General features: G+C 62.7%; 12 protein-coding genes. 6 read left to right on the top strand and 6 right to left on the bottom strand.

From position 1 onward, the window contains the following. Positions 1-4 precede the first annotated feature (4 nt). Genes AC54T3_RS11260 through AC54T3_RS11240 form a run of 5 tightly spaced genes read left to right on the top strand, consistent with a single transcriptional unit; the run spans position 5 to position 3,935 of the window. Positions 5-409, top strand: coding sequence for an SxtJ family membrane protein (locus AC54T3_RS11260; protein WP_496624772.1), 405 nt, complete (start codon positions 5-7; stop codon positions 407-409). Between the two features lie 32 nt (positions 410-441). Beyond that, positions 442-594 (top strand): DUF5989 family protein, encoded by a 153-nt coding sequence (locus AC54T3_RS11255; RefSeq protein WP_496624770.1) that lies wholly within the window; start codon positions 442-444, stop codon positions 592-594. A 19-nt stretch (positions 595-613) separates the two neighbouring features. Further along, positions 614-1,327, top strand: coding sequence for a phosphatase PAP2 family protein (locus AC54T3_RS11250; protein WP_496624769.1), 714 nt, complete (start codon positions 614-616; stop codon positions 1,325-1,327). 47 nt (positions 1,328-1,374) lie between these two features. Next, on the top strand, positions 1,375-2,064 hold the full coding sequence (locus AC54T3_RS11245; RefSeq protein ID WP_496624767.1) for a hypothetical protein: 690 nt from the start codon (positions 1,375-1,377) through the stop codon (positions 2,062-2,064). Between the two features lie 11 nt (positions 2,065-2,075). Further along, the gene (locus tag AC54T3_RS11240; RefSeq protein WP_496624765.1) at positions 2,076-3,935 is read left to right on the top strand and encodes a glycosyltransferase family 39 protein; all 1,860 of its coding nucleotides are present in this window, start codon (positions 2,076-2,078) and stop codon (positions 3,933-3,935) included. Between the two features lie 17 nt (positions 3,936-3,952). Here AC54T3_RS11240 and AC54T3_RS11235 read toward each other — a convergent pair whose 3' ends face one another. The 5 genes from AC54T3_RS11235 to AC54T3_RS11215 form a co-directional block, all read right to left on the bottom strand. Then, on the bottom strand, positions 3,953-8,056 hold the full coding sequence (locus AC54T3_RS11235) for a choice-of-anchor I family protein (RefSeq protein WP_496624764.1): 4,104 nt from the start codon (positions 8,054-8,056) through the stop codon (positions 3,953-3,955). Between the two features lie 799 nt (positions 8,057-8,855). After that, positions 8,856-11,078, bottom strand: a complete 2,223-nt coding sequence (locus tag AC54T3_RS11230; RefSeq protein ID WP_496624762.1) for a type IA DNA topoisomerase — start codon at positions 11,076-11,078, stop codon at positions 8,856-8,858. 61 nt (positions 11,079-11,139) lie between these two features. Next, complete coding sequence (locus tag AC54T3_RS11225; RefSeq protein WP_496624760.1) at positions 11,140-11,622, bottom strand: DUF29 domain-containing protein; 483 nt, start codon at positions 11,620-11,622, stop codon at positions 11,140-11,142. Positions 11,623-11,730: 108 nt separating this feature from the next. Continuing rightward, on the bottom strand, positions 11,731-15,627 hold the full coding sequence (gene metH, locus AC54T3_RS11220; RefSeq protein ID WP_496624758.1) for a methionine synthase: 3,897 nt from the start codon (positions 15,625-15,627) through the stop codon (positions 11,731-11,733). A gap of 79 nt (positions 15,628-15,706) precedes the next feature. Further along, a complete protein-coding gene (locus AC54T3_RS11215) occupies positions 15,707-16,072 on the bottom strand; it encodes a cysteine-rich small domain-containing protein (protein WP_496624756.1) in 366 nt (121 codons plus the stop codon). A gap of 276 nt (positions 16,073-16,348) precedes the next feature. Between AC54T3_RS11215 and AC54T3_RS11210 the strand changes: the two genes are divergently transcribed. Next, complete coding sequence (locus AC54T3_RS11210; RefSeq protein ID WP_496624754.1) at positions 16,349-16,732, top strand: flagellar protein FlaG; 384 nt, start codon at positions 16,349-16,351, stop codon at positions 16,730-16,732. A 60-nt stretch (positions 16,733-16,792) separates the two neighbouring features. Here the strand turns inward: AC54T3_RS11210 and fliE are convergent. Beyond that, positions 16,793-17,123 (bottom strand): flagellar hook-basal body complex protein FliE (gene fliE, locus AC54T3_RS11205; RefSeq protein WP_496624752.1); only part of this gene is annotated, 331 nt, incomplete at its 5' end.

Below are 17,123 nucleotides of genomic sequence, written 5' to 3'. Positions count from 1 at the left end.
CCCCATGCACCCAATCCCCGAACTCGACCGCGCCGGTCTGCGCCGTTTCGCGCTGACCACGGCAACAATCATCGCCCTGCTGTTCGGGCTCTTGCTACCCTGGCTGCTTAGCCTTGGCTGGCCAATCTGGCCCTGGCCGTTGGCTGCCGTGCTGGCGCTCTGGGGGCTGCTGGCACCGCGCAGTCTGCGCCCGGTCTATCGCGGTTGGATGCGCTTCGGCCTGCTGATGAGTCGGATCACGACGCCGCTGATCCTGGGCCTGGTGTTCTTTGTGCTGTTCGTGCCGGTCGGCGCGGTGATGCGCCTGTTCCGCCATGACCCAATGCGGCGCCGGCTGCAGCCCGAAGCCAAGAGCTACCGGGAGCCAAGCCAACCGATTTCACCAAATTCCTTCGAACGACCCTACTGACGCACAACCTGACCGACGAGAAACTGCTACCGATGCTCGACCTGCTCAAAGACCTCTGGGGCTTCATGCGTGAGCGCAAGAAGTTCTGGCTTGCGCCCATCATCGTCGTCATGCTACTGCTCGGGGTGCTGATCGTACTCGCGCAGGGCTCGGCGGTGGCGCCGTTCATCTACACCCTGTTCTGAAGCCGACCCCGTCTTGCCCATGCGCGCCTCGCCGCTGCTTGCCGTCTCGATCCTATTCTTTGCGCTGGCCGACCTCTGGCTGGCGTTTCCGCAGATCGATCTCGCCGTTGCTAGCCTGTTCTGGACACCGGAGGACAACTTTGCCGCGCGCGGTACCTTCTGGGAGCAGGTGATGTATGGCTCTATCGACAAGCTGTTGGTGATCATCGGCCTCGGCCTGATCGGCGCCTGGGCGATCGGACGCTGGCGTGCATCGGCGCGAGACACCAAGCGCGTCACCGGCCGACGACTCGTCTTCCTGCTGCTGCTGCTGGCGCTGGTGCCGGGCCTCATCGTGAATACGCTCTTCAAGGAGCATTGGGGCCGGGCGCGCCCGATTCAGCTTGAGCAGTTCAGCGGCAATCGCGCCTTCTCGCCGGCCTTCATCGTCTCTGACCAGGGCGGCGGCGCCTTCGCATCCGGCCATGTCGCGGCTGCGGCCTGGCTGGTCGCGGTGCCGGTGGTGGTGTTTGGGGTCGGCTCGGTGTGGACCGGCTTGGCCCTGCTCTATCTGCTGGCGATGGTGCTCGCGCGGATGGCCGCAGGCGCGCATTTCCTCAGCGATGCGCTGACCTCGATCCTGCTGGTTTGGATGGGTTTTCTCATCCTGCAACGTCTCCTTCCGCTCAACGCCCCTATCGAGACGCCTATCGAGCCCCAGTTCAAGACGCGCGAGGAGCGGACAGCTCGATGAGCCATTCGCGCCATACACTGCCTTGCACGTGGCTCCGAGCATGCTGCGTGGTCGCCCTCCTCGGCCTCGCCGTGGGCTGCGAGACCCAACCCATCGTCGGCTCCGGCCCCGAGCTGGATTTGGAGCAGTTGCAGGCGTTGGTCGCGGCCAGTGACTGGGAGGCGATCGTGGCCGCCGACATCAACTGCGGCGAGCCCTCCGATAACTGCGCCGAGGTCCACGCCATTCGCGCCGACGCCTGTTTGCGACTCGCCATCCAGTTACCGGTTGACGCCTCCGCGACCAGGGGGCGAACCCGGCAATTGCTCGACGCGGCCGAATCCGGTTACCGCCAAGCCTTGCTGCTGCAGCGCTCGAGCGAGTCGCCAAGTATGGCGTCCTATCACGGCGGCTTGTTATTGACCCTGAGCGAGCGGCGCAACCGGCTCGATGCCTCGGTTCGGGAAAGGACGCTCGACCGTGAGAACCAGAAGCTGCTGGCGGCCGCCAACCAGGCGCGTGCGCAGGTGCCAGACAGCGCGCTCGGCTTCATCTACACCGCCTCGGCGTTGCTCTATCACGCGCTGCTGAAGGAGTCCGGCGGTGACCGCTGTCAAGGCTTGGGCCAGGCCGAGGCGATGCTGAAACAGACACCGGCGCCGCCCGCCGAGCTGATGAACGATCATCAACGGCTGCAAACCCTGATCGAGCAAGAGTTGCGCAAGAGCAACTGCGCGCAAGCTCCCGGACCCGCATGAGCAAGCGTTTGTTGTCTGCTCCGCAGGCTGCGGGCGACGAGCGTCGCTGGGTCATAGCGCTGATCATCGGCATCACGACCTGGCGTTTGCTGGTCGCCGATCTGCTGCCGGTCATGCGCGATGAGGCCTATTATTTCGACTGGGCGGGCCGACTCGCCTGGGGCTATTTCGACCATCCTCCCGCCATCGCCCTGCTCGGGCTCGGTGTCGTCATCGAGCCCGGCTCCACGCTGGCCGCCCGGCTCGGTGCCGTGCTGTTTGGCAGCGCGGCGCTGCTGGTGCTTTGGCGCCTGTATCGTGCCAGTGGTCTGCGCGCGGGCAATGGGCTGCTGCTCGCGCTCATCCTCTCGGTCGCTAGCATCCCTGGGCTGATCGCCGGCGTCATCACCACGCCGGACAGCGTGCTGTTGCTGTGCTGGCCGCTGGCCTTGCACGAGGCCCTGCGAGCGCTCCAAGGCCAGCGCCGGCGCTGGCTCACGGCGGGTCTCGCGACCGGGCTCGGGCTGCTCGGCAAGTACAGCATGGTCATGATCGGCCCGGTCTTCCTCTGGGCGCTGGTGCGCGCCGACCCGCGCGCGCTGCGCACACCTTGGCCCTATTTTGGGGGGCTGCTCGCGCTGCTGGTGTTTTCGCCGAACCTGCTCTGGAACACGCAGAATGAGTGGCTGACCCTGCGGTTTCAGTTTGGGCACGGCTTTTCGACCGATAGCGGCCCGATCAGGCTAGCAGCTGACGCCCTGCCTACTGTCACTGGCGCGCATGCCTATACGCACGAGCCGTCGGAGCCGATGGACTTGCGCGAGCGGCTCTCCAGCCTCGGCGGTTTCATCGGCGAGCAGCTGCTGTTCTGGGGGCTACTGCTGGTGCCGATTGGGATTGCAGTTTGGCGTGCTGGTCGACGCGCTTGCCAGCGCGCGAATGAAGGCTCTGGTCAGCGCTCACATGAGCGCGCTGGTCAGCACCCTGATCGTCGCTCAGATGAACGCCCTGCTCGACGTCTCTTTTGGCGCTTTGGTTGGTCCTCTAGCTGGCGCCTTGGGGGCGGCATCAAGCCCGACGAGCACGATCGCGCGACCAGCACGCTCGATCCTGCCGCTGTCTCACTGCTCGGAGCGGCGGCTTTGGTGCCCTTGGGCTTGTTCGCGCTGGTCGCGCTCGGCAGCGAGGTCGAGGCGAACTGGGCGGCGCCCTATCTGATTGGTGCCGTGCCCTTCGTCGCGCTGCTGCTGCGGCGCTGGGCTGATGGCTGGGCCAGCGCCTTTGCGCTGGCCGCAGCCGCTGGCAACCTGATACTCATCAGTGTCTATGTGCTGTACGCAGTCACGACCTTTCCCCCCTTGCCGGATGCAGCCGGGCGTGTACTGCGCGAGAGCCACGGCTTCGCGGAGCTGGCCGACTACGCCGCGCGCTTGCCCGAGTCGGTGATCGCGGATCGCTATCAGTTCGCCGCCATGCTGAACTTCTATCAGCCTCAGCTCGCGGTGAGTCAATGGCCAGGCATTACCCGACCATCGGAGTATGGACGCGGGCGGATCGCGCCGCTGCCAAACCCGCAAGCGTTGCGGCAAACTGGCTTCTGGCTGCTGACGGGCAAGTTCTCGGCACCAGAGATCACCGAATTCGAAGCGGTCGAGACGCGCAGCCTGTCCAGCTGTCCCGATGGTCGCTTCATCGTGGTTGATGGTTCTGCAGCCTGGAGCGCCGGCGGCTGCGATGAGCCGACCAATGTGTGGCGGCTTTATCGTTACCGCGCCACTGAAAACAGACTCGATGCGATCGATGAATCGCTCTCCGAGCGTAGACAGTCGTCGTCAAAGCCAAGGGTCAAAGTACGCGTGCCGCTACCTGCCAGCAGCAACACGCGTCAGTGACGGTTAATGCAGAGTCATCAGACAAACAGACCGTCGATGGGGCCGCTCCACTCGTTGTTTTGATCCATGAATAGGATCGCGTCTCCATCTTCTAGCTGAAGGTTTTCAATCAGCGCATTGCCAATCGTTGCAAACGCTCCATTACTGTCGACTTGGATTGGACTGACGAAAATGTCACGTTCGTCGCTTGTGCCCATCCATGCTGGATCGATCTCAACCCCTTGTGGTTGGCTAATGTTGGGAGCAACCTCGAATTGCCCCAGAACATTTGCATTGACTTGCCCGAGAACCTCTGTCTTTGCTTCTTCCTTCGCCTGCGCAACCTGATCTCCATACTCGAAAGGCGAGGCAGGGCGATCACCTGTGTCGGTGGCGACAAAGGTAAAAACAGAGAGCAGGTTATCGAATGCAGAACCGTATTCGACCTCGTTAGTCTCATCATTGACGGTGACTTGACGGCTCAGAATACGGGTAAAAATGCTTAATAGATTCTCAGATAGATCAACCTCACCAGCTAACCTTTGCATGGCTATTTCGGAAATGATCAGCTCAGGCGCCCGTGTTTCAGAATAGAACACAGCATCCGCACGGAAATCCAGGTTCTGGATGCGCTCATCGAGATTCCGTCCAGTATCGGCAATGGCAAACGCTTCGCCGCCATTGGCTGGATTGAAGTGGTCGTTCAGATACTCGGCGAGCGCATCCTGCTCGGTGCCGTCAAACGCAAAGGTGGCATCGCCCGTCAGGCCTTCATCCGGCTCGCCATCGCCATCAAGGTCGGTGAGGTCAATCCGATTGGCTTCAGGGCCGGCCGGGAATGGGTACCCATCGCCGCCACCGGCGAGAAAGTTGAGGGTGACGACACGGAAGGATTCGTTGGCATCGCCGACAAGCTCGCCATCGCGGACTAGTTCGGCAATGAGGGTGTCGTTCTCGTCGACAATGGCAGCATTGAGGATGCGATCCCCTTCAGGCAAGTCCGCGTCGTAGGAGAACTTGACCCCGGAGACCTGAGGAAACCCACCCGCAGCATTCGGAACCGCTTCCAAGCCATGTTCGAGTACGGCGACCAATTCTGCCTTGGTCAGGGTTAACAGGCTGAGGTCATTGTTGAACGCCAGCGTGGTCTGGATATCGTTCTGGCTGATCCCGCCGGCTGGCTTGACGACGTTGCCATCGCTATCGATCACCGCTTCGTTCGGGGAACGCACTGCCTCACTGCCACCAGGCGGCACGATGGTTTCACCGATCGAGGCCCGGATGCCGCCACCGTTCTTGATGGACACCAGTACGCTCTCGTCGAACTCCTTGGCGAGTGCCAGATTGGCATCGGCCGTCAGGTTACCCAGGTTGGTTTCCTGGGTGCGCACACCATCGGTGTCCTCGGCGGTGTCAATCCCGGAGCGGTTGCCGTTGAGGAACACGTCGGAGACGCCGAAGACATTGCTTTCGGTGGCGATGATCTGGGCCTCGATCGCATCGGCAATGGCCTGAACCTCGGGATCGATCAGGTCTTCGGCATTCAGGTCAGCGACGCCCTGAGCGTCGGTGGCATAGGCGCCGGAAATGTCGGGGTCGTAGCTGTCGGGGATGATATGGCCGTTTTCGTCGAAGTCGATCACCAGGCGGCCGACGTACTTGTAACTGCCGTCGGTATTGACCACTGCCGTTGCCACGCCATCGGCGTCGGTGACGAATTGAGGATACGGGCCTTGGTCGCTGTCGCCATCGCGGATGCGATCGTTGTCGTCGAACAGCCGGGTATTGGAACCGCCGGCGACGATGATATCGACATGACTCAAGCGCTCGGCCAAGGCCCGCTCGATATTGAGCTGCTGCATATGCGCCAACAGTACGACCTTATCCATGCTGGGATTGGCCGCGAGCAGCGCGTCGACCTCGGTTTGAATCTCGGCGGCCAGCGCATCGAGCTGCGCGGGGGTTGGGTTTGTATCGAAATCAGCCGGCGCAATGGCCAGATCGCCGGGGCTGGAGATGATGTCGAGGGTCGGCGTGGTCGCACCGACGACGCCGATCGACTCGCCGTGGACATCGATGACCACCGAGGAAGTCACCGTGTTGGCTTGTGGGGCTTGCCCGCCAGGCACCTCCAAAGGTGCGAGGTTGGCGTCGGTCGCGAAGTCGAGGTTGGTGGCGAGGTAGGGGAAGTCCGCCCCGTTGAAATCCTGCCCGGCCAAGTCCGAGCTGCTGAGCGCCGAGAAGTCGCCGGTCGCCGAACCGTCGATCAAGCCGGCCAGCATGGCGGTGCCGAAGTCGAACTCGTGGTTACCAAGCGCGAGTGCTTGGAAACCCAGTTCGTTTTGGATCTGGATGTCCGCGATGCCAGCGGAACCAAACACCGCTTCGGAGGCATCGAAGAACAGACCGGGGATGATGGCGTCGCCGGATGAGAGCGTCAGGGTGTTATCGGGAAGACCGTCATTGCCGAGATCCTGATTCCGCAGGGCATTGAGCACAGCGGAGAGGTTCGGGGCATCCTGAATGGCTGCCACAGCCGCTTCTTGGTCGGCAACGTGGAGTAGCTCTAGGGTATAGGCGCGGTCTTCATTCGACTCTGACTCGACCCCGTACACCGTCGTGGTCCCGCTGACCTCGTTCGAGACCACCAACAGCGGCTGGCCGTGCGGGCTCTCCTCGGCAGCGATGAAGGTCAGCCCTTCCGGGCCAAGGTCGCCGACTTCGGGATTGGTCGAACCATCGGACCGTTCGGCCTCGACGCTGAAGTTGCGGTTGTTGATGTAGTTGACGAACGAGGCATTGGCCGGATCGGTGATGTCGTAGGTCATGATGCCGCCGACGCGCTCGAGACCGATGAAGGCATAGGTCTTGCCATCGATCTCGCCGAGGGCGACGCCTTCGGGTTCCGGGCCTTTGTTATCGCTGCGGCTCTCGAAACTATCGTTCTCGTCGTTGTTGGCGTTGAAGTCGGCAGGAAAGTGTTGCGCGGTGATCTGCTCGAAGTCATCGCCGCTGTTGAAGACCAGATTGCCTCGGCTGTCGAAGATGCTGAACGAGCGGCTGCCGTAGGCATGGATCTGGTCGATGTCGCCATCACCATCGGTGTCGCCATCGACCGTGGAGATGGTGAGACGGCCGAGCTGGTCATCGTCGGCGATGTTGGGAAACGCATCGGTGATGCTGGGATCCAGCGCGAGGCCATCACGGCCAAAGGAGGTGACATCGGCGAGATCTTTGAGACGGACGGCATCACCGGTCGCGTCTTCATCGGCATCGCCGCGATCGTCGCCCTCATTGGCGGTGACATAATAGGTCTCACCACCGACCTCGTAGACGGCGAGCGCGTCCGGCATCTGCAGGCCAAAGACGGGCCAGGTCTGGATGTTGATGCCGGAGTCACGGTCACTGGGGTCAAGGCCATTACCGGGTTGGCTGTGGTCGATCGGCTGCAGCGGCTGGATGTCGGTGACGGTCGCACTGGCGATATCGACCACCGCCACTGCATTGGCCTCTTGCAGGCTGACATAGGCCTGTGCGCCGTCACTCGTGATCGCCACGTATTCGGGCTCGACATCCTCGGAGAGCGTCTTGCCAGGAAAGATCCGCAGTCCTGCGGCTTGCAGCGCGGCCTGTTGCGCGTTAAAGGCGTCGAAGGTCGCCTTTTGCTCGGTAAACGTGGCGATATCGATGATGCTGACCGACCCTTCCGGATCGACGCCACCTGCGGGCTCGCCTTCGTTGGCGACGACGAGCTTGGTGGCGTCGGGGGTAAAGGCGACCATATCGGGAAGGGCACCGACGTCCACCTCGGCGACCAAAGTGGGGGAAGCAAAGTCGGTTTCGTTGGCATTGAAGAACACGACTTTGCCGGGATCGGTTGAAACCGGGGCTTCGATCGCCACCGCGATCAGACCACCCTTCACCGCCACACTGTTGGCTCCGGAGCCAAAAGCGGACGCGTCGATACTACCCAGCTTGATGGGATTAGCGGGATCACTCAGATCAAGCACGTCGATCGTCGTGGCATTGGCGTTGACGACAAATAGACGTTGTGTCACTGAATCGTAGGCATTGATCTCTTGCGCGCCCTCGTCGAAGACGCCGGTTTGGTAAGTTCCGATAGGATTCAGGACAATAGACATCGTCAACTCCAACAGTAGATTACGAGACAGCGGACTGGTGAAAGAGCGGTGACAAGGGCTTCACGGAGCAGCTGTAGGGCCCATCTGCTAAACGCACACAATCATGTGGATGCGCTGGTGCGTCTTGGGTCGTCACAACGTAGATGGTTTTCCTGCATCGAGTGAGAATCCCTTGGTCGTGATGACCATCAGGGTCGAGATTCGATTCCTGCCGACGAAAAAAGCTCAAATGGCCACGCAGAGGTTTTCCGCGTCATAGCAGATTCTGCGCCAATTTAGTATTTTCCCAATAAAACAAATAGTTAAATGACAGATTCCTAGAGGCCAATGCAACAATGTAAATAACGCTGACGTTTTTACAAATAGACTTCATTATTGTTACCTTATGTTTTCATAATCGTCATTTTTCAGTCATGTTTTACACACACTTTCGCCTTGACCCAACACTTGTATGGGTCATGCCGCATCGAATGAATTTGACTAACGTCCGCGACCTAGTGATCGATCATGCGATCTATTGGCCCGCCGCCAGGTGTTTGTGCAGCACGCCTTTAGCATTGCCGCAGCTGGAGATCTTCGATTTTGCGTCAGTGTCGCTTCGAAGCGTTGCCGCGAAGCGCTTGTTGATGCCAAATCCTTTTTTCAGACTCGGTGGCGTGACTGTAAAGTTTGCTGACTTCGGCTGGCGCGATACGTAAGCGTCCGACGAACTACCGGATTGACGGCTGCTGTTTCACTTCCACAGGTCAGGCCTCCGGGCGGTCTGTTTTGCATGGACTGTCCCAGGCTGGCGCAGCTGCTACCAGCTCACCACAACTTGACCATCAGCACCAAGACGCAGCACGCCCCGACGCACATGGCCATCCTCACCGCGCAGATCATCGATCGGCGCCGTTTCACCCTGCTCCACCAGGGCGCGCAACTCGGTTTCCGTCAGCCGATGTTCGGCGATGACCTGCCAGATCACGAAATTGCAACCCTCGCGCCAGCGCGCGCAACCATAGCCACGCCGCCCAACGATGAGTTGATCTTGTTGGCATTTTGGGCAGCGCAGCGGCCTTTGCTGTAAGGCGCGACGGATCTCACTTGGTTCCTTGCCCGCTGTGCCCACCTTGCCCGCCTTGGGATCCAAACGCCCAGCTCGCGCCGCCACCACCTGCCCCGGCGGCAGCGCGGCACCCCGCGCCACCTGCGGGATCAGCTCGCTGACGAAGCGATTGATATCCGCATGGAAGGCGGCGGCCTCGGCGCGCCCCTCTTCGATATCCTTCAGCCGCTGTTCCCATCCAGCGGTCAGCTCGGCGCTCTTCAGCGGTTCAGCGACCAGGCCGATCAGCGCCCGGCCCTTCTCGGTCGCCACCAACTGCTTGCGACTGCGCTCGATGTAGCCGGTGCGGATCAGCTTCTCGATAGTCTCGGCGCGAGTCGCCGGCGTGCCAAGCCCTGCGCCCTTCATCGCCGCCGCCAGGGCCTTGTCCTCGATCTCGCGGCCGGCGAACTTCATCGCGTTGAGCAGGGTCGCGTCCTCGAAGCGTCGCGGCGGCTGGGTCTCGCGCTCGGCTAGCTCCAAGGCGGCGACATGCACGTTTTGTCCCTGTGTGAGTGCTGGCAGTAAAGGTTCCGTCGCCGCATTATCCGAACAATCCGAGCGGCCGAGCTGGCGCGGATCAGCCCGCGTCCAGCCCGGATCGGTGACCCGTCGCCCCTTGGCGATGAAGGTCTCGTCGCCGATGTCGAGCTGAACCTGGGTTTCCTCGACTAGCTGATCGGGTAAGAAGACAGCGACGAAGCGCGCGGCGACTAGGTCATAGATGCGCCGCAGCGGCTCTGGCAGCGAGGCTGGCGGGCTAGTCGCGGTCGGCAGGATGGCGTGGTGATCGGTCAGCTTGGTCTGATCGACATAGGCGCGCCCGAGCCGATGCCCGCCTTCGAGCCGCGCCAGCGCCTCGCCAGCCAGCGGGTGCGCGAGCCGCCGCAGGAGACCAGGCAGCTCCGGCACCAGGTCCTCGCCGATATGGCGGCTCTCGGTGCGCGGATAGCTGATCAGCTTGTGCATCTCGTAGAGGCTCTGCGCCAGCTCTAGGGTCTTGGCGGCGGTGAAGCCGTAGCGTCGGTTGGCCTCGCGCTGCAGCGTGGTGAGATCGAACAGCGGCGGCGGTCGGTTGCGCTGTGGCTTGGTCTCGATCGCGACCACCTGGCCAAGGTTCTCTGGCCGGATGCGCTCGCGCAGCCGCTCGATCAGCGCCTCGGCCTCGGCTTTGCTCTCCAGCCGAGTTGGATTCTCAGCTGGATCATGCTTCTGATCGCGATCCCCACCCTGTTTTTGTGGCGGCTTGTGATACTTGGCTTCGAAGCCCTCGGCCAGCCGCGCGACCAGCTCGTAGAACGGCGTCGGCACAAAGGCATCGATGGCCTGATCGCGGGCGACGATCATCGCCAGGGTTGGCGTCTGCACCCGGCCGATGGTGCAGAGCACGCGATTGTGGACGGTATAGGCGCGGGTCAGATTCATGCCGATCAGCCAGTCGGCTTGGGCTCGGGCGCGCGCGGCGGCGGCCAGCGCGTCATAGTCATGGCCATCGCGCAACTGCTCCAGACCCGCGCGGATCGCCGCATCGGTCAGGCTCGAGATCCAGAGCCGCTGCACCGGCTTGCGACAGCGCGCATGCTCAGCGATGAGGCGAAAGATCAGCTCACCCTCGCGCCCGGCATCCGTCGCGCAGATCACCCGCTCAGTCGCAGTGTCGGTGAGCAGCGCCTTGACGATCTTGAACTGGGCCGCAGTCTTCTTGTCGGTGCGCAGCCGCCAACGCTCCGGCAGCATCGGCAGCTGCGCGAACGACCAGCGCCCGGCCCAGGCATCACCATAGGCATCCGGCTCGGCAAGATGCACCAGATGGCCCAGCGCCCAGGTCACGCGCCAGCCCTGACCTTCCAGGTAGCCCTCGCGCCGAGCACGCGCGCCGACGATGCGCGCGAGATCGCGCGCGACGCTAGGCTTTTCCGCGACGATGACGCGCATCAGATCAAGCGTGGCCGGTCATTTGTCGAGTCAACGCGACGGTCATCGGCCGCGTCTTGAGTCAAATCTGAGGAGGCGGCACGCCGGGGTAGAAATCATCGTCCAGCAGCTGTTCCGAGGCATATGGACAGAGCGCAGGAAAGGTCGCTGACGGCAGGCGGGTCTCCTTGTGCGCGAGCCTGACGGCGGCGGGATAGGCACCGGCAATGGCCTCGTCGAACTGGGATTTCAATCCAGGGGATTCGCTCAACAGGTCCATGATCTGCTCACGCTGCTGGATGATGGTCGAGCGCCAGCTGCGTCCATCGAACTCACGCCAGCGCTCGGTGAGGTTCTGATACTGAAATTCCCATTTCAGTAAGTGCGCGATCAATACCAGCAATCGGCTGTGCAGTTCACGCCGATCGCTTTTGCTCATATCGCTCAGCTCTTCCAGTAAATGGTCGATATCGAGCGCGTCGAAGCGCCGCGCGCGCAGCAGTTCGGCGTTGCGCTTGGCCCAAGCGCTATAGTCGGTCTGGTAGAGCGTGGCGAGGTCGGTCATGAAACAGGGTCTGTTGTTTGCTGGCAGCCGGCGGGCTCAGAGCGAACTGCAGCCCTGAGGCTGCCAGGGGCGCCTCTTCCAAGCCGTGTGCGCACTCGTTTGCCCTACTTACTCCGGATCATAGCCCAGCACCGGCGATAGCCAGCGCTCGGCCTGCTCAAGCGTCCAGCCCTTGCGCTGCGCGTAGTCTTCGACCTGATCCTTCATGATCTTGCCGGTGCCGAAGTAGCGCGACTGGGGGTGCGCGAAGTACCAGCCGGACACCGCTGCGGTCGGCAGCATGGCGAAGCTCTCGGTGATGGTCAGGCCGATGCGCTCATCGGGCTTGAGCAGCTCCCAGAGCGTGCCCTTCTCGGTGTGGTCCGGACAAGCCGCATAGCCGGGTGCCGGGCGGATGCCTTCGTACTTCTCGGCGATCAGCGCGTTGTTGTCGAGCTGCTCGCCGGGCTTGTAGCCCCAGAGCGTTGTCCGCACCAGCTCATGCAGCCGCTCGGCGAAGGCCTCGGCCAGGCGGTCGGCCAGGGCCTTGAGCATGATCGAGCTGTAGTCGTCGTGATCGGCCTCGAAGCGCTCCAGGTGCTCATCGATGCCGATGCCGGCAGTGACCGCAAAGCCACCAACCCAGTCGCGCTTCTGTGAATCCGCCGGCGCCACGTAGTCCGCCAGGCTGACGTTCGGCTGGCCCCGACCGGCGGTGCGCTGCATCTGTTGGCGCAACATGCGCAGGGTCGCGCTGACCTCGCTGCGGGTCTCGTCGGAGTAGATCGCGATGTCGTCATCACCGACCCGATTGGCCGGGAAGAAGCCGCAGACGCAGCTTGCCTGCAGCCAACGCTCCTTGACGATCTGCTCGAGGAACGGCACCGCGTCATCGATCAGCTGCTGCGCCTCCTTGCCGACGACCTCGTCGGTGAGGATGGCCGGATATTTGCCGGCCAACTCCCAGGCCTTGAAGAACGGCGTCCAGTCGATGTACTTGACCAGATCGTCGAGCGGATAGTTGTTGACGGTCAGGATCACGCCGTCGCCACTGCGCTCGAGCTTGATGTCCTTGGCGTCGAGCCCCGGCAGCGCGGCCGCGAGGGCCGCCGCCGTGTCGCCATTTGACCACGCCGCTGCCGCCGCGTCGCCGCCGGCCCCTGTCGCGGCTGCATTGTCGCTATCACGCGCCGCTGCAACCGCATCGCCGCCCTGCCCCGGCTCGGCGCCAGCGGCCAAAATCGCCGGCTTCGGCGGCTCATAGCTGGCCCAGTCGATCTCGGTCTTGTTCGCGCGCGCCGCGACGATGTCCATCAGCTTGCTGGTCTTGCCCTTGGCCTCGCGCTTGGCGCGGACCTCGGCATACTCCTCGACGATACCCGCCACATAGCCGTCGCGCTGGGTCTTGCTCAGCAGGTTCGAGACCACGCCGACCGCGCGTGAGGCATCGGGCACATAGATCACCGGCTCCTCACGCTGTGGCGAGATCTTCACCGCCGTGTGCACCTTCGAGGTCGTCGCACCACCGATCAGCAGCGGCTGGGTCATGCCTTGGCGCTTCATCTCCTTGGCGACATGGACCATCTCATCCAACGACGGCGTGATCAGCCCGGAGAGGCCGATGATGTCGGCGTTCTCCTCGCGCGCCCGCTGCAGGATGGTCTCGGTCGGCACCATGACGCCGAGATCGATGACATCGTAACTGTTGCACTGCAGCACCACGCCGACGATGTTCTTGCCGATGTCGTGCACATCGCCCTTGACCGTGGCGATCAGGAACTTGCCGTTGCTCTCGTGCTGGGTGCCTGAGGCCTCCTTCTCGGCCTCCAGATAGGGGAACAGGTAGGCCACCGCCTTCTTCATCACGCGCGCCGATTTGACCACCTGCGGCAGGAACATCTTGCCCTCGCCAAACAGGTCGCCGACCACGTTCATGCCGTCCATCAACGGCCCTTCGATCACGTGCAGCGGCTTGTCGGCGGCCTGGCGTGCGGCCTCGGTGTCTTCCTCGATGTAGTCGGTGATGCCCTTGACCAGCGAATGCTCGAGCCGCTTGTTGACGTCCCAGCTGCGCCATTCCTGATCCTCGACCTTCTCGGCGCTAGAGCCGTCGCCCTTGTACTTGGGCGCCAGGTCGAGTAGCCGCTCGGTCGAATCGTCACGACGATTCTGGATCACATCCTCGACCGCCTCGCGCAGTTCCTCGGGCAGATCGTCGTAGATCGCCAGCTGGCCGGCGTTGACGATGCCCATGTCCATGCCCGCCTTGATGGCGTGGTAGAGGAACACCGCGTGGATCGCCTCGCGCACCGGGTTGTTGCCGCGGAACGAGAACGAGACATTGGAGACGCCGCCCGAGACCTTGGCATGCGGCAAGGTCTGCTTGATCTCGCGGGTGGCCTCGATGAAGTCGAGGGCGTAGTTGTTGTGCTCCTCAATGCCGGTGGCGACGGCGAAGATATTCGGGTCGAAGATGATGTCCTCGGCCGGGTAGCCGACCTGCTCGGTGAGGATCTTGTAGGCGCGGGTGCAGATCTCGACCTTGCGCGCCTTGGTATCGGCCTGGCCGTCCTCGTCGAAAGCCATCACGATCACCGCCGCGCCATAGCGCCGGCACAGTCGCGCCTGCTCGATGAACTTGTCCTCGCCCTCTTTGAGCGAGATCGAGTTGACGATGGCCTTGCCCTGCACGCACTTGAGGCCAGTCTCGATGACGTCCCACTTCGAGGAGTCGATCATCACCGGCACGCGGGCGATGTCAGGCTCGGCGGCGGTCAGATTCAGGAACCGATGCATCGCCTCGGCCGACTCGAGCAGGCCCTCGTCCATGTTGACGTCGATGACCTGGGCGCCGCCCTCGACCTGCTCCAGCGCCACGCTCAGCGCGGTGTCGTAATCGTCCTCCTTGATCAGCCGCTTGAAGCGCGCCGAGCCGGTGACGTTGGTGCGCTCGCCGACGTTGACGAACAGCGTCTCGGCGCCGATGTTCATCGGCTCGAGGCCGGAGAGACGGCAGGCCGGCTCCAGCACCTTGGCTTCGCGCGGGGCCATCCCGGCGACCGCATCGGCGATCGCCTTGATGTGCTCCGGGCCGGTGCCGCAGCAACCGCCGATGATGTTCAGGAAGCCGCTGCGCGCCCAGTCGCTGACCTCCTCGGCCATCTCCTCGGGCTCGAGATCATAGCCGCCAAGCTCGTTCGGCAGACCGGCATTCGGATGCGCCGAGACCTTGCATTCGGCAATGCGCGAGAGTTCTTCGACATAGGGGCGCAGCTCCTGCGGACCCAGTGCGCAGTTGAGTCCAATGCTCAGCGGCTGGGCGTGGCGCAGCGAGTTGTAGAAGGCCTCAGTGGTCTGCCCGGTCAGGGTGCGGCCGGATTGGTCGGTGATGGTGCCGGAGATCATGATCGGCAGCTCGACGCCGTCCTCGTCGAAGACCTTCCAGACCGCAAACAGCGCCGCCTTGGCGTTCAGGGTGTCGAACACGGTCTCGACCAGGATGATATCGGCGCCGCCCTCGATCAGCCCGCGGGTCGATTCGGCATAGGCCGTGACCAGAGTATCGAAGTTGACGTTACGAAAGCCCGGGTCATTGACATCGGGCGAGATCGACGCAGTGCGGTTGGTGGGGCCGAGGATACCGGCGACGAAGCGCGGCTTGTCTGGGGTCGAGTAACCTTCGGCGCTCTTGCGTGCCAGCCGTGCGGCCTCGACGTTGATCTCGCGCGCGAGATCCTCCATGCCGTAGTCGGCCATCGCGATGCGGGTGGCGTTGAAGGTGTTGGCCTCGATGATATCGGCGCCGGCGGCTAGGTACTCGCCGTGGATGTCGGCGATCAGATCGGGCCGTGTCAGCGTCAACAGGTCATTGTTGCCCTTGAGATCGCTCGGCCAGCCCGCGAAGCGCTCGCCACGGTAGTCGGCCTCCTCCAGCTTGCGGCGCTGGATCATGGTGCCCATGGCACCGTCGAGGATGAGGATGGTCTGTTCGAGGCGTTGCTTCAGGAGGGCGGTGCGATCAGTCATAACTGTTTTGCTGGGTCCGGTTTTGAACGAGGGGGCGCGTGCGGCGCTTGCCGGGTCCGCGGTTGCGCCGATGGTGCGACTAACCCTCGGAGTCCTCGGCCGGCCCCGGCCTCTGTTCCGGCTTGAGGCGAGCCTTGTGCATGTAACGCTCATGCTGAGGGTGGCCATTCCAGACCACCGGCTTCGCCAGCCATTGTTGGATGAAGGCCCACGAGGCCTGGTAGCCATCGTGGGGAAGCGTACAAGCGGTGCAGTCCTTGCGGGTCAAACCATTCGCGTCCGTGAAGACCTCGTAGGGACCCGGGCACTCATACGCGATGAGAGGACAATAACAAAAAAGACAGTTAAATTCTCGCTTGACACCCGAATGACAAGGCAGAAACGGACAGTTGTCGTTCGTAAACCCCTTGAATCCTTGGCTATTTGTCGCGTCTTTCGGCTGCATGGCCAGCGGTACCTTGATGGCGACGACCCACCGCGACCGCACGACCAACCAGACGGAGCCCGGACGGGTTCCGTACAGCAGGGATGAGGCGCTTCTAGGCACGGGTGATGGGGGCTTGTTGATTCCGATGCAAGCCGCCTGGGCATCAGCTAAAGTTTGCTTGCAGTTGGCCGATATCAACTAAGGGATCAGCAGCACGCCTGCAACCGAGACCACCCCCCAGAGCCTATCGAATCGAACAACCACCCACCCTCTTGACAAAGGAGCCACACCATCATGTCGTCCTCGATCGCCGACATCAGCCAAACCGCACCGAATGCCGCCCCCGTGAATCAGCTCAACCCGCGCCAGCGCGTGGAAGCCTTGCTAGAGGCATTACCCACCGCAGGCTCTTCTCTCGCCCAAGCCGAGAGCAACCAGGCCCCCAACCGCAGCGAACTCGAAGCGCCGCTGCAGCGGGTCAATGAGGTGATGAGTAATTACGGTGTGCAGTTCGAACTCAGCGACCCACCAGGCGAACGCCTGATCACGCGCATCGTTGATCGGGAGTCCGGTGATCTGATCCGCCAAGTCCCGCCTGAGGAAGTGCTTCGCCTGGCAGAGCGCATCGATGAGATGCAGACGGCGGCACGGGGCGGGTTGATCAGCCTCGAAGTCTGAGCCGGTGTCCGGGCCACTGTCTGAGCCCATGTCTGAGCCAGGGGGCTCGACGCACAGCGCTCACACCTGCATATTCATCACGTCACGATAGGCGGTGACCAGCCGATTGCGCACTTGAAGACCAAACTGGAAGGCCACGCTGGCCTTTTGCTTGTCGATCATCAGATCGTTCAGCGTAATCTCCGGGTCACCGGCCTGAAACGCCTTGCCTTTCTCCGTCGCATCCATCTGTAAAGCGTTGATGCGCTGAATCGACGCGCGTAGCTCACCGGCGAAGCCGCCGGCAGCAACCGGACCTGCCGGCGGGGTAGCCGCCCGGAAGCCCCAGGCCGGGGGGGGCCGGTGACGCCAAGCAACAACTGGCGGGTACAGGCGGGGGGGGTGGCGCCTA

The organism is Halochromatium sp. NSM3, assembly GCF_059621085.1.
Note: the sequence above shows the minus strand (reverse complement) of the source record. Positions and strands in the feature narration are given on the sequence as shown.